The 13,418-nt window shown below is 69.9% G+C and carries 13 protein-coding genes; 8 read left to right on the top strand and 5 right to left on the bottom strand.

Translation table 11 applies throughout. The annotated features are described in order from the left end of the window. From VGD44_RS16090 to VGD44_RS16080, 3 genes are all read right to left on the bottom strand, one after another. On the bottom strand, nucleotides 1-335 hold a 335-nt coding region (locus VGD44_RS16090), incomplete at its 3' end, for a shikimate dehydrogenase family protein (protein WP_414694676.1). Further along, nucleotides 332-922 carry a Maf family protein gene (locus tag VGD44_RS16085; RefSeq protein WP_331088891.1) on the bottom strand — a complete coding sequence of 197 codons (591 nt, stop codon included), beginning with the start codon at nucleotides 920-922 and terminating at the stop codon, nucleotides 332-334. The genes VGD44_RS16085 and VGD44_RS16090, both read right to left, overlap by 4 nt. After that, nucleotides 919-1,773 (bottom strand): pyruvate, water dikinase regulatory protein, encoded by an 855-nt coding sequence (locus VGD44_RS16080; protein ID WP_331088889.1) that lies wholly within the window; start codon nucleotides 1,771-1,773, stop codon nucleotides 919-921. Before VGD44_RS16080 ends, VGD44_RS16085 begins: the two co-directional genes overlap by 4 nt. 500 nt (nucleotides 1,774-2,273) lie before the next feature. On the opposite strand from VGD44_RS16080, the gene hemE reads away from it, so the two are divergent. The 5 genes from hemE to VGD44_RS16055 all read left to right on the top strand — a co-directional run bounded on the left by hemE (nucleotide 2,274) and on the right by VGD44_RS16055 (nucleotide 7,562). Beyond that, complete coding sequence (hemE, locus tag VGD44_RS16075) at nucleotides 2,274-3,323, top strand: uroporphyrinogen decarboxylase (RefSeq protein ID WP_331088886.1); 1,050 nt, start codon at nucleotides 2,274-2,276, stop codon at nucleotides 3,321-3,323. A 187-nt stretch (nucleotides 3,324-3,510) separates the two neighbouring features. Continuing rightward, nucleotides 3,511-4,542: a ferrochelatase gene (hemH, locus tag VGD44_RS16070; RefSeq protein ID WP_331088884.1), complete on the top strand. Its 1,032-nt coding sequence runs from the start codon at nucleotides 3,511-3,513 to the stop codon at nucleotides 4,540-4,542. Beyond that, nucleotides 4,539-5,015: a CopD family protein gene (locus VGD44_RS16065; RefSeq protein WP_331088882.1), complete on the top strand. Its 477-nt coding sequence runs from the start codon at nucleotides 4,539-4,541 to the stop codon at nucleotides 5,013-5,015. The genes hemH and VGD44_RS16065 overlap by 4 nt, the downstream gene beginning before the upstream one ends. Before the next feature lie 325 nt (nucleotides 5,016-5,340). After that, a complete protein-coding gene (gene rho / locus VGD44_RS16060) occupies nucleotides 5,341-6,810 on the top strand; it encodes a transcription termination factor Rho (protein ID WP_331088879.1) in 1,470 nt (489 codons plus the stop codon). 146 nt (nucleotides 6,811-6,956) lie between these two features. Continuing rightward, on the top strand, nucleotides 6,957-7,562 hold the full coding sequence (locus VGD44_RS16055) for a glutathione S-transferase family protein (protein WP_331088877.1): 606 nt from the start codon (nucleotides 6,957-6,959) through the stop codon (nucleotides 7,560-7,562). A 316-nt stretch (nucleotides 7,563-7,878) separates the two neighbouring features. On the opposite strand, the gene VGD44_RS16050 is transcribed toward VGD44_RS16055, so the two are convergent. Then, nucleotides 7,879-8,856, bottom strand: coding sequence for a quinone oxidoreductase (locus VGD44_RS16050; protein ID WP_331088875.1), 978 nt, complete (start codon nucleotides 8,854-8,856; stop codon nucleotides 7,879-7,881). Further along, nucleotides 8,856-9,551, bottom strand: coding sequence for a dienelactone hydrolase family protein (locus VGD44_RS16045; RefSeq protein ID WP_331088873.1), 696 nt, complete (start codon nucleotides 9,549-9,551; stop codon nucleotides 8,856-8,858). The genes VGD44_RS16050 and VGD44_RS16045 overlap by 1 nt, the downstream gene beginning before the upstream one ends. Nucleotides 9,552-9,892: 341 nt before the next feature. Here VGD44_RS16045 and VGD44_RS16040 point away from each other — a divergent pair, with 341 nt between their 5' ends. The 3 genes from VGD44_RS16040 to mnmG all read left to right on the top strand — a co-directional run bounded on the left by VGD44_RS16040 (nucleotide 9,893) and on the right by mnmG (nucleotide 13,416). Further along, complete coding sequence (locus VGD44_RS16040; RefSeq protein ID WP_331088871.1) at nucleotides 9,893-10,126, top strand: DUF6489 family protein; 234 nt, start codon at nucleotides 9,893-9,895, stop codon at nucleotides 10,124-10,126. Beyond that, nucleotides 10,123-11,460 (top strand): tRNA uridine-5-carboxymethylaminomethyl(34) synthesis GTPase MnmE, encoded by a 1,338-nt coding sequence (mnmE, locus tag VGD44_RS16035; protein WP_331088869.1) that lies wholly within the window; start codon nucleotides 10,123-10,125, stop codon nucleotides 11,458-11,460. Before VGD44_RS16040 ends, mnmE begins: the two co-directional genes overlap by 4 nt. A gap of 105 nt (nucleotides 11,461-11,565) precedes the next feature. Continuing rightward, entirely contained in the window at nucleotides 11,566-13,416 is a 1,851-nt protein-coding gene (mnmG, locus tag VGD44_RS16030; protein WP_331088867.1) for a tRNA uridine-5-carboxymethylaminomethyl(34) synthesis enzyme MnmG, read from the top strand. Nucleotides 13,417-13,418: the final 2 nt, after the last annotated feature.

Below are 13,418 nucleotides of genomic sequence, written 5' to 3'. Positions count from 1 at the left end.
AGCAGGCCCAGCCCGTCGGTGTTGTCGGCGATCACCCGGCCCGTGGGCGGGAACAGGAGCACATTCGCCGCGCCCGCTCGCCGCGCCGCGTCCGAGGCTTCGTCGGCGAGCCGCAGCGCCTCTTCCTTGAACGGCAAGGTCACGTTGATCCCGCGCACCGCTCCGCCGCGGAACCCGTTCACCAGCCGCTCGAACCCGTAGGCGCCCGGGTCGAAGCCCACATAGACCCCGTCGATCCCCGCCGCCGCCAGCCAGGCATTGTGCAGCAGCGGCGACAGGCTGTGCTGGATCGGGTTGCCGACCACGCCGGCGACGGGCGTCTTCCCCGTGATCATGCGGCAAGCTCCCCGTGCCGGCGCAGCAGGTCCAAGAGGCCCATCAGCGGCAGGCCCAGGATCGCGAAGTAGTCGCCCTCGATCTTCGAGAACAGCTGCGCCCCGGGGCCCTCCAGGCGGTAGCAGCCCACCGAACCCAGCGCCGCCGGGCCTTCGGTGGCCAGGTAGTCCTCCAGGAACGCGTCGGAGAAGTCGCGCATGGTGAGGCTCGCCGTCACCACCTCGCGCCAGATCGGCGCGCCTTCCTTGGCCACGACGACGGCCGAATGCAGCTTGTGGGTCTTGCCGCGCAGCAGCTTCAGCCGCGCGCGGGCCGCCTCCAACGTCTCGGCCTTGTCGTAAAGCTCGCCGTCCAGGTCCAGCGTCTGGTCCGAACCGATCACGAACTCAGGCCGGCCGCGCGACACCCGGACCGCCTTCAGCTCGGCCAGCGCATCGGCGATGTCGCGCGGGCCCGCGCCCTCGGCCAGCAGCCCGGCCTTCACCGCCTCCTCGTCGACGCCGGCCACCAGCGCCTCGTAGCGCACGCCCGCGCCGTCCAGCACCGCGCGCCGCGCCGCGCTCTTCGAAGCCAGGATGATGCTCAACCCAGCACCTCGACCTGGCCATGGCCCTTGTGCAGCAGGTTCAGCACCGCCGCCGCCGTCTCCTCCACCGAGCGCCGGGTGACGTCGATGGTCGGCCAGCCGTGCCGTTCGTAGAGCCGGCGCGCGGCGATGATCTCCTCGCGCACCGCTTCCTGGTCGGTGTAGCTGGTGTCGCGGTTCTCCTTGAGGCTGAGCAGGCGGTTGCGGCGGATCTGGATCAGCCGGTCGGGCGAGATCAGGAGGCCCACGATCAGGGCGTTCTTCAGCGCCGCCAGCTTGTCGGGCAGCGGCCGGCCCGGCACCAGCGGCACGTTCGCCGCCCGCACCCCGCGGTGCGCCAGGTAGATGCAGGTCGGCGTCTTGCTCGTCCGCGACACGCCCAGCAGCACCACGTCGGCCTGGTCCAGGTCCTGGCCGCCCTGGCCGTCGTCGTGGCCGATGGCGTAGTTCAGGGCGTCCATGCGGTTGAAGTAGTCGTTGTCCAGCCGCAGGTGCGCGCCCACACGGGATGTCGTCGCCGCGCCGAGGTAGCGCTGCATCGCCGAAACCAGCGGATCCAGCGCCGGCAGGCAGGGCATGTCCAAGCGCCGACAGCCCTCTTCCAAAGCCGCGCGCAGTTTGTCGTCGACGATGGTGTGCAGGACGATCCCCGGCGCCTCCTCGATGTCGCCCAGCGCCCGGTCCAGCTGCCGCTGCGAGCGGACGAGCGCATAGATGTGCTCGATCGGCAGTACGTTCTCGAAGCGGGCGCAGACGGCGCGCGCCATGGCGTTCAGGGTCTCGCCCGTCGAGTCCGACACCAGGTGGACGTGGAAGTAGGTGGCGAGCCTGGGCGGCGACGACGTTGGCAAGCGCGGCTCCGGAAAATATGCCTGAGGATGAACCTGTGGACTCTTGTTTAGCCGGTGTGACCGGGGATGGGGATAGGGGCGCCCGCCGCGGCCGTCGAGCCGACCCCAAACGAATCCCGAGGACAGTTCACCGCGTTAACCATCCGTTAACCCCCAGGCCCGACCGCCGGGGCGCCGTTTCATGGCCCCGGGTTGGGGACGGGGTGACACCACGCTCGGCGCCCCGGGTTCTCCCCGCAACCCCGGCCCAAACGTCAATGGCTTCAAGGCGCGCTAGTCGCCGTCCCCGGGACTCACAGGCCGGTCGGGCCGGGCTCGCAGCCTTGGGATGGGCTGGGGACAACCGGTCGATTGTCAAAGGATTGTCAAGGTTTTCCACCCCGCTGACAGGCCCAACCATTCCTTCTTCAATCCTTCAAGAATCCTTCTGATTAGAAGAGAAGAGGGCTCGTCCCTGGGCGCTCTTGAGCCTTTCGGGCAGGCGGGCTTTAAGACGCTGCATGACCGAGACGCCCCGCCTCCTACGCACCCTCGCCGGCGAGACGCTGGACCGTCCGCCCGTGTGGTTCATGCGCCAGGCCGGCCGCTCGCTGCCCGAGTACCGCGAACTGCGCGCCCGGGCGAAGGACTTCATCGCCTTCTGCTTCGACCCCGAGATGGCGGCCGAGGCGACCTTGCAGCCCATGCGCCGCTTCCCGATGGACGCCGCCATCGTCTTCGCCGACATCCTCCTGATCCCGCTGGCGCTGGGGCAGGACGTCTGGTTCGAGGCGGGCGAGGGGCCCAGGCTCGGCCCGCTGCCGGCCATCGGCGCGCTGCAGGACGCCATCGAGGGCTCCACCGCCAAGCTGGCGAACATCGGCGAGACCCTCTCCCGCGTCCGCGCCGAACTGGAGCCCGAGCGCGCCCTGATCGGGTTCGCCGGCGCGCCCTGGACAGTGGCCACCTACATGCTCGAGGGCCGTGGCTCCCAGCGGGAAGCAGCACGTAGTTATGCCTACCAGCATCCCGAGGAGCTCGACGCGCTGCTGGACGTGCTGGTCGAGGCGACCGCCCGCTACCTGGTCATGCAGGCGAAGTCCGGGGCCCAGGCGCTGAAGCTGTTCGAGAGCTGGGCCGAGAACCTGGCCGAGGATGTCTTCGAGCGCATCGTGATCGGGCCCCACCAGCGGATCGTGGAGAAGGTCCGCGCCGCCGGCGTCGACACCCCCTTCATCGGCTTCCCGCGCGGGGCCGGGGCGCTGGTCGAGAACTACGCCGCCCAGGTCCCCGTCCAGGCCGTCGCCCTCGACACCCAGGCTGCCGCCGCCACGGGCCGGAAGATCCAGGCGGGCGGCCAGGCGATCCAGGGCGCTCTCGACAACCTCCTGCTGCTCTCGGGCGGCCCGGCGCTGGACGCGAGGGTCGAGGCCCTGCTCGAGCAGTGGTCCGGCGGCCCCTACATCTTCAACCTCGGCCACGGCGTCATGCCCGAAACCCCGATCGAACACATCGCCCGCGTGGTCGAGCGCGTGACCGGCAAGCCGGCCAACCGGATGGCGGCGGAGTGACCTGCCCTTTCCGCTTGCGGGAAGGGGGGACCGCTCGCCGAAAAGCCAGTGGTGGGAAGGGAAAGCCCCAACCGCTGAGCCAGAGACAGCCCAGCCGCACCGCCGAGCGTGAGGCTTTCCCTCTCCACCACCCGCCCTTCGCTGCGCTCGGCGTGCGGTCCCCCTCTCCCACGCGTGGGAGGGGCAGATGACCCGTCTCGCCGTCGTCCTCTTCAACCTGGGCGGGCCCGACAGTCTCGCGGCCGTGCGGCCGTTCCTGTTCAACCTGTTCCGCGACCCGGCGATCATCCAGCTGCCGGCGATCGCCCGCTATCCGCTGGCGGCGCTGATCTCCACCACCCGCAACAGGACGGCCCAGGCCAACTACGCGCTCATGGGCGACCGTTCGCCGCTGCTGCCGGAGACGCAAGCCCAGGCCGAGGCGCTGGAGGCCGAGCTCAAGGCCCAGGGGATGGTGGACGCACGTGTGTTCATCGCCATGCGCTACTGGAAGCCGTTCGCCGCCGAGACCGCCCGCGCCGTCGCCGCCTTCGCGCCCGACGAGATCGTGCTCCTGCCGCTCTATCCGCAGTTCTCGACCACCACGACCGGCTCGTCGGTGCAGGATTGGTTCGCCGCCTACAAGGGCCCCGGCCGGACGCGCACCGTCTGCTGCTATCCCGACGCGCCCGGGCTCGCCGCCGCCCACGCCGCCGAGATCCGCAAGGTCTGGGAGGCCGCCGGCCGGCCCACGAACGTCCGCCTGCTGTTCTCCGCCCACGGCCTGCCGCAGCAGGTGGTCGACGCCGGCGATCCCTACCAGGCCCAGGTGGAGGCCACGGCCGCCGCGGTCGCCGCGCTCCTGCCGGAGCTCACCGACTGGCGGGTCTGCTACCAGAGCCGGGTCGGCCGCCTGAAGTGGCTGGAGCCGTCGACCGAGACCGCCATCCTGACCGCCGGCGAGGACGGCAAGGGGGTCATCGTCTCGCCCATCGCCTTCGTTTCCGAGCATGTCGAGACGCTGGTCGAACTGGACCGCGAGTACGCCGAGCTTGCCCGCCACCACGGCGTCGAGCCCTACCTGCGCGCCCGCACCCCCGGCGTGCAGCCGGCGTTCGTGGCGGCCCTGGCGCAGGCGGTCACCGCCGCCCTGCCGCGGGCCGGAGCGGCCCCGCACGGCGCTTGGCGCTGTCCGGCGACGCATGGCAAATGCCTCTGCAGAGAGGGGAGCCCCGCATGAGCTGGCCGGAATTCCTGGGCTTCGACCTGCTGCGGGCGATCCACATCATCGCGGTGATCGCCTGGATGGCGGGGATGATGTACCTGCCGCGCCTCTTCGCCTACCACACCGAGACCGCCCCGCCCGGCAGCGAGTTCGACGCCCACTTCCTGGTCTGGGAGCGCAAGCTCCTGAAGATCATCATCAATCCGTCGATGGGCCTGACCTGGATCCTGGGGATCATCCTGATCCTCTGGCACGTCTACGGCGCCAACGAAGGCTGGGCGTTCCTGGTGCAGCCATGGATGATCGTGAAGCTCGCCATGGTGTTGTTCATCTCGGGCTGGCACGGCTTCCTGGCGGGCTCGTACCGCAAGTTCGTCGCCGGCGAGCGGCCGAAGAGCGCGAAGTTCTGGCGCGCCACCAACGAGCTGCCGTTCCTGGCCGCGATCGTCGCCGTGCTGGCGGTGACGCTGCAGTTTTCCCTCCCTTGATGGGCAGGGACAGCTCGCCGGAGGCGAGCAGGGTGGGGAAGCCTTGATCCTCCCGGGGCTGGACCACACATCCCCACCCGTCCGGCCTGCGGCCGTCCACCCTCCCCATTAAGGGAGGGACGGATTGCTTGACCCCACCCCCTCAAGTGTGGTTCCCCTCAAGGCACGCGTCGGCATCCGGCGCGCCCCGCATTTCAACCGGTCCTGCCCCTCCGAGGCAGCCCACCGGTCCCCACGAAACCAAAACGACGCCCGACGGCGTCCACATCGTTTCCCCGCGCACCCGGACTCCGTCCGGGGTTGCGCGAATCTCAAGTGAAATCAAATGACTGAAGACAACCAAGACAACATCCCGGCCGACGAGATCGAAACCGTCGACACCGACACCGCAGAAGCCCCTGGCGAGACCGAGGCGGCCGACGCCGTCGTCGCCGAGGCCGAAGGCGAGGACGTAGCCGCCGCGGAGGCGGAGGGCGACGACGAGCCGGAAGAGCCCAGCCAGGTCGCCAAGGCGATCGCCGCCATGGGTCTGACCCGCATGAGCCTGCAGGAGCTCAAGGACAAGTCGTCCGCCGACCTGCTCGCCTTCGCCGAGCAGATGGAGGTCGAGTCCGCGAACTCCATGCGCAAGCAGGACATGATGTTCGCGATCCTGAAGACGCTCGCGGAAGAGGGCGTCGAGATCGAGGGCTCGGGCACGCTGGAAGTGGTGCAGGACGGCTTCGGCTTCCTGCGCAGCCCCGAGGCCAACTACCTGTCCGGCCCGGACGACGTCTACGTCAGCCCCTCGCAGATCCGGAAGTTCGGCCTGCGCACTGGCGACACGGTCGTGGGCTCCGTCCGCGCGCCGCGCGAGGGCGAGCGCTACTTCGCCCTGGTCAACGTCCGCCAGATCAACTTCGAGGCCCCCGAGAACGTCCGCCACAAGGTGATGTTCGACAACCTGACGCCGCTCTATCCGGACGAGCGGCTGAAGATGGAGATCGACGATCCCACCCTGAAGGATCGCTCGGGCCGCGTCATCGACATCGTGGCGCCGCTCGGCAAGGGCCAGCGCTGCCTGATCACGTCGCCGCCGCGGGTCGGCAAGACGGTGATGCTGCAGAACATCGCCAAGTCGATCGAGACCAACCACCCCGAGTGCTACCTCATCGTTCTCCTGATCGACGAGCGCCCGGAAGAAGTCACCGACATGCAGCGCACGGTGAAGGGCGAGGTGATCTCCTCGACCTTCGACGAGCCGGCCCAGCGTCACGTGCAAGTCGCGGAAATGGTTATCGAAAAAGCCAAACGCCTGGTCGAGCACAAGCGCGACGTGGTGATCCTGCTGGACTCGGTCACCCGCCTCGGCCGCGCCTACAACACCGTGGTCCCGTCCTCGGGCAAGGTGCTGACCGGCGGTGTCGACGCCAACGCCCTGCAACGCCCCAAGCGCTTCTTCGGCGCCGCGCGGAACATCGAGGAGGGCGGCTCGCTCACCATCATCGCCACCGCCCTGATCGATACGGGCTCGCGGATGGACGAGGTCATCTTCGAGGAGTTCAAGGGCACCGGTAACTCGGAAATCGTCCTCGACCGGAAGGTGGCCGACAAGCGCATCTACCCGGCCATCGACGTGCTGAAGTCCGGCACCCGCAAGGACGAGCTGATCACCGACAAGATCAACCTGCAGAAGACCTACATCCTGCGCCGGATCCTGAGTCCTATGGGCGCCCAGGACGCGATCGAGTTCCTGCTCGACAAGCTGCGCGGCTCGAAGAACAACGACGACTTTTTCCAGTCGATGAACACGTAGGGGTTTTCCCTCCCCTCCGGAGAGGGACAGGCCGTCTTGGCGGCCAGGGTGGGGAAGTGTGGTCCGGAGTGCGGACGCTGCGGGTGATCATCCCATCCCCACCCGTCTCGCTCCGCTCGCCACCCTCCCCGAAAGGGAGGGCAAAAATGCTCCGCATCTACGCCTCCGGCGCCGCGCGCTCGCAGCGGGTCCTCTGGGCCTGTGAGGAAGTGGGGGCGCCTTACGAGGTGGTCGAGATCGCCTGGCCGCCGGGCGGCGATCCCGACTTCCTGAAGATCAACCCGGCCGGCACGATCCCGGTGCTCGAGGACGGCCCGGTTCGGCTGATCGAGAGCCTGGCGATCTGCGAGTACGTGAGCCGCACCTATGGCGGCGACCTCACCCTCGATCCGGGCGACCCCGACTACTGGGACTATCTCCAGCTCGCCCAGTTCGGCGAGGCCACGCTCCAGCCGCCGCTCGCCTGGGCCCGACGGTTCGGTCCGAAGGACGCACAGGCCCTCGAACATTCGCGCCAGGCCTTCGCCATGCGCCTGACCGTCATCGAACAGCGGCTGGCCGACGGCCGCGAGTTCCTGACCGCCGGCCGGTTCACGCTTGCCGACCTGTCGTTGGGCTTTGTCGTCACGCTTGCCCGGACGATCGGGCTCGATGACCTGCTGACTCCGGGCGTCGCCGCCTATCGCGAACGGCTCCGCGCGAGGCCCGCCTATCGGCGCGCGTACGGCCTTGTTGGCGCGGGAAATAGCTGAACGAAATCAAAGGCCCGGCAGCGAAATTGCCGCTGTGGCGAATTAAGCTGCAGCGGCCGTATCCGTGGCCGCCCCGCTGCGCGAGAGGCGGGTCGACCCTGGCGTGTTGCGGCGCCGTTTCGCACCTGCGGTAGTGCCGCCCGGCCATACCGGTATTACGAGCGCTTTTGTTTCACGTGAAACACTTCCCTCCCTTGATGGGGAGGGACAGCTCGCTTTCAGGCGAGCAGGGTGAGGAGGTGTCGATCCTCACCGACGCCAGCACTCCGGCCCACACTCCCTCACCCTGGCCGCTCGCGCGGCCTGTCCCTCCCCATCAAGGGAGGGAAGGAATCAGCAGACTCGCCCCGACCGTCGCCCGGCTCGCCAGCGCCTCGTGCGCCTTGCGCGCATCGCTGAGCGCAAACGTCTGGCCGATCTCGATCTTCACCTTCCCCGAGGCGATCACGTCGAACACCGCAGCGGCCGAGGCGTCGAGCTCCTCGGTCGTGACGATGTAGTCGAAGAGGGTAGGGCGGGTCAGGTAGAGCGAGCCGCCCTGCGCCAGTCGCGCCGGCGGGAAGGGCGGGACCGGCCCGGACGCATTGCCGAAGCTCACGAACAGGCCGCGCCGCGCCAGGCTGCCCAGGGTGCCTTCGAAGGTGTCCTTGCCCACCGAGTCGTAGGCCACCGGCACGCCCTTGCCGCCGGTGATCTTGCGGACCTCGGCGGCCACGTCCTGCTCGCGGTAGAGGATCACGTGGTCGGCGCCCAGCTCACGCGCCTTGGCCGCCTTCGCTTGCGAGCCGACGGTGGCGATCACCTCGGCGCCCAGCGCCTTCAGCCACTGGGTCATGATCTGACCCACGCCGCCCACGGCCGCGTGCACCAGCACTGTCTCGCCCGCCTTCACCGGATAGGTGCGGCGGATGAAGGCCTCGGTGGTCATGCCCTTCAGCAGCACCGCCGCGGCGACGTTGGAGTCGAAGCCCTCAGGGACCTTCACGGCCCGGTCGGCGGCCACGACATTGGCCTCGGCATAGGCGCCGAACCCGCCGGAATAGGCGACCCGGTCGCCCACCTTGTGGCGCGTCACGCCCTCGCCGACGGCGTCCACGATCCCGGCCGCCTCGCCGCCCGGGATGCACGGAAGTTTCACGGGATACAGCCCGGTGCGGTGGTAGGTGTCGATGAAGTTGATGCCGATGGCCTCGTGGCGCACCCGCACCTGGCCGGGCTTGGGCTCGGGCGTGTCGACGTCGACGACCTCGAGCACCTCGGGGCCGCCGGTCTTCTCGAAACGGACCGCGCGCATCAGCCGATCGTCCGCTTGAAGAACTGCAGGGTCCGCCCGCCGGCCAGCTTGGCGTCGTGGTCGTGATAGTGCTCGCCGCCCTCGCGGGCGAAAGCATGATCGCGGCCGGGGTAGGTGTGGATCTCGATCTGCGGGTGGTTCTTGAGGTCGCGCAGGATGGCGGCCTGCGCCTCCTTCGGCACGAACTGATCCTCCTCCGCGATATGCAGCAGCAGCGGCTCGGCCAGCTTCTCGGCCTCGGGGGTGCGGGTCTCGATGCCCACGCCATAGTACGAGACGGCCGCATCCACGTCGGTCCGTGTCGCGGTCAGGAAGGCCAGGAGACCGCCCAGGCAGAAGCCCACCGCGCCCACCTTGCCGGCGCACTGGCCGTCCTTGCGGATGGCGGTGATCGTGGCCTGGATGTCCTTCACCCCGGCATCCACGTCGAAGGCGTTGAACAACGCAAACGCCTTCTTCCACTCGGCCTCGGACTTGTCGGTGATGTCGATGCCGGGCTCGATCCGCCAGAACAGGTCGGGGCAGATGGCCAGGTAGCCCTGGCCCGCCAGGCCGTCGGTGATGTCGCGCATCACCTGGTTCACGCCGAAGATCTCCTGGATCACCACGACCGCGGGCGCCTTGTCGGCCTTGGGCCGCGCCACATAGGCCGAGAAGTCGCCGTCCGGCGTCGAAATGCTGACCCGCTCGCCCATCTTCCGTCCTCTTCGTTTCGGTTGGTCCGTGCCGCGCCCAGCGCCCCCTCCACCGCTTCGCGGTTTCCCTCCCCCGCAAGCGGCTGAGGAAACCGGGTGCGTTCGGTCCGCTCAGTTCCTCCCCCATGCCAAATGGGGGAGGGGGACCGCGACGCGGTGGAGGGGGCGCTGATGCCGATCCGTCGCTGAATGCTCTAGCGCAACTCGTCGGGTCACGGCCATATGACCCAAGGGCATTCGCGGGCGAATGCCCGTTTCGACTTTGGGTGCGAGCGCGCCGGGCGGTAAAACCGGTGTCCACTTTTGCCTGTCGCGCTCGCGGGTTAGAGAAGGGCGACGTCATGAAGATGACCATCGAGGTGGACTGCACCCCGGAGGAGGCCCGGCGGTTCCTCGGCCTGCCGGACGTGAGCACGCTGAACGAGCACCTCGTGGGCGAGATGACCAAGCGCATCGACGCCAACATCAACATGCTCAACCCCGAGGAGTTCATGAAGAACTGGATGAGCTTCGGGACCGGCGCCCAGGAGCAGTTCCGCAAGTTCATGGAAGCCGCCACGACACCCCGAAAGTGAGCGACACCATCTTCGCCCCGGCGACGGCCGCGGGCCGGGCCTCGGTGGCGGTGGTGCGCATCTCCGGGCCCCGGACCCGCGAGGCCGTGGACGCCCTGGCCGGCGGGACGCCGCCCGCGCGCCGGGCGGTGCTGCGCACCCTGCAGGACGGCGCCGGCGACGAGATCGACCAGGCCCTGATCCTCTTCTTCGAAGGCCCCGAGAGCTACACCGGCGAGGACGTCGCGGAGTTTCACGTGCACGGCGGGACCGCCGTCATGGGCGCGCTGCTCGAGGCGCTGGCCGGCCTGGGCCTGCGGCTGGCGCAACCGGGCGAGTTCACCCGCCGCGCCTTCGAGAACGGCAAGCTCGACCTGGCCCAAGCCGAGGGCGTGGCCGACCTAGTCGACGCCGAGACCGAGGCCCAGCGGCGCCAGGCGCTCGACCAGCTGGGCGGCCGGCTCTCCCAGGTCCACGCCCGCTGGAGCGACATGCTCACCGAGGCGCTGGCCATGCTGGAGGCGGCCGTCGACTTCCCAGACGAGGAGGTGCCGCAGGACGTAGCTGCCCGCGCGCGGCCGGTGCTGCAACAGCTGGTCGCCGAGCTGGAAGCCGCGGCCGCCGACGCCGAACGGGGCGAGCGCGTGCGCGAGGGCTTCCGCATCGCCCTGATCGGCGCGCCCAACGCCGGCAAGAGCACGCTGCTGAACGCGCTGGCCGGCCGCGACGCCGCCATCGTCACCGCCACCCCCGGCACGACGCGGGACATCATCGAGGTCCCGATGGTGCTCGCCGGCTACAAGGCCTTGTTCGCCGACACCGCAGGCCTGCGCGAGACCGGCGACGAGATCGAGGCCGAAGGCGTGCGCCGCGCCCGCACCTGGGCGGCCAGCGCGGACCTCCGCCTCTGGCTGGTGGACGGTTCGGGGGAGCCGCTGGCGCATGCGCCGATGGAGCTGCGACCCGACGACCTCTGCCTGATCACCAAGCGCGACCTACCCAAGGGTCCCGCCGGCGCCTGGGCGGCCGGACAGGCGAAGCGCCTTGGCCTGGGCACGGCCGAGGTCACGGCCCGCGGCCCCAGCGACCTGGCCTGGCTCAAGTCCACGCTCGAGGAGCGGGTGATCGACGCCCTGGCCGGCGCCGAGCCGCCCGCCGCCACCCGCCTGCGCCACCAGGAACACCTCTCCGAAGCGGCCGACCGCCTGCGCCACGCCCTCCTGCAGGACGAACGCCTGGAGCTCGCCGCGGAAGACGTCCGGTTGGCGGCGAGGGCGCTCGACCGCATTACCGGCCGCATCGACCCGGAACAGGTCCTCGGCCGCATCTTCGCGACCTTCTGCATCGGGAAGTGAGCGCGAAGCGGCTCATCCCGGTTCCGCCGACGGCGAAGACCGGGATCCAGATGCGCCACTGTTTCACGTGAAACACCCGGCCTTTTCCCCTATATGCCGCCCACCATGGGTGCTTGGGATGTGATCGTCATCGGCGGGGGCCACGCCGGCTGCGAGGCGGCGGCCGCTTCGGCGCGCTTCGGCGCGCGCACGCTGCTGCTCACCCACAAGCTCGAGACCATCGGCGAGATGAGCTGCAACCCGGCCATCGGCGGCCTGGGCAAGGGCCATCTGGTCCGCGAGATCGACGCCCTGGACGGCGTCATGGGCCGCCTGGCCGACATCGCCGGCATCCAGTTCCGGATGCTGAACCGCTCGAAGGGCGCCGCCGTCCGCGGCCCCCGCAGCCAGATCGACCGCCGCCTCTATCGCGAGGCGATGCAGGCCGAGCTGGCCGCCACGCCCAACCTCACCATCAAGGCCGAGGCGGTGGAGGATCTCCTTGTAGACGCGGCTCATGTTCGCGGCGTCGTCGGCGCGAGCGGCGAGACCTACGCCGCCGGCCGCGTCGTGCTGACCACCGGCACCTTCCTGAAGGGCGTGATCCACCAGGGCGAGCTGCGTATCCCCGCCGGCCGCATCGGCGACGCGCCGGCCATCGGCCTCTCCGACCGGCTCTACGCCATGGGCGTGAAGATGGGCCGGCTGAAGACCGGCACGCCCGCGCGCCTCGACGGCTCGACCATCGCCTGGGACCGGCTGGAGATGCAGGACGCCGACGCCGAGCCGATCCCGTTCTCGTTCCTGACCGACAGGATCACCACCCCGCAGATCGCCTGCGGCATCACCTACACGACGGCGGAAACCCACCGGATCATCGCCGAGCGCCTGGGCGAGTCGGCGGTCTACGGCGGCCGCGCCACCGGCCGCGGCCCGCGCTACTGCCCGTCGATCGAGGACAAGGTCGTCCGCTTCGCCGACAAGACCAGCCACCAGATCTTCCTCGAGCCCGAGGGCCTGGACGACGACACGGTCTATCCGAACGGCATCTCCACCTCGGTCTCCGCCGAGACCCAGGACCTATTCCTGAAGACCATCCCGGGGCTGGAGAACGTCCAGGTCCGCCGGCACGGCTACGCCATCGAATACGACTACGTCGACCCGCGCGAGCTGTTCCCGACCCTGGAGGTCAAGCGCCTGCCGGGCCTCTACCTCGCCGGCCAGATCAACGGCACGACGGGCTACGAGGAAGCGGGGGCGCAGGGCCTGGTCGCCGGCCTCAACGCCGCGCGCGCCGCCTCGGGCGCCGACCCGGCCCAGTTCGCCCGCGACGAGGCCTACATCGGCGTGCTGATCGACGACCTGGTGACCCGCGGGGTCACCGAGCCCTATCGCATGTTCACCAGCCGGGCCGAGTTCCGCCTCACCCTGCGCGCCGACAACGCCGACCAGCGCCTGACGGGGAAGGGCGTCGACCTCGGCGTCGTGGGCTCCCGCCGCGCCGAGGTGTTCCACGTGAAGCACGCCGCGCTGGCCGACGCCCGCGCCCAGGCGCATGCGCTGACCCTGACGCCCGCCGCCGCCGCCAAGGCCGGCCTGCCGGTGAAGGCCGACGGCCAGCGCCGCAACGTGCTGGAGCTCCTGGCCTATCCGACCATCGCCTTCGAGGACCTGGCCCGCATCTGGCCGCAGATCGGCGCCTGGCCGGCGGCCGTGCGCGAGCAGATCGAGATCGACGCGTCCTACGCCGGCTACCTCGACCGCCAGGCCGCCGACGCCGAGGCCTTCCGCCGCGACGAGGACCTGCGCCTGCCGTCCGAGCTGGACTACGCCGCCATCGGCGGGCTCTCCAACGAGGTCCGCGAGAAGCTGGCCGCCGTCCGGCCGCTGACGCTCGGCCAGGCCGCCCGCATCGAAGGTGTCACCCCGGGCGCGCTGACCGCGCTCCTCGCCCACGTCCGCCGGCGCGCGGCCTGAGC

Source organism: Phenylobacterium sp., assembly GCF_036402295.1.
Lineage (GTDB): Bacteria > Pseudomonadota > Alphaproteobacteria > Caulobacterales > Caulobacteraceae > Phenylobacterium.
This window is presented reverse-complemented; position numbering and strand designations above follow the sequence as displayed.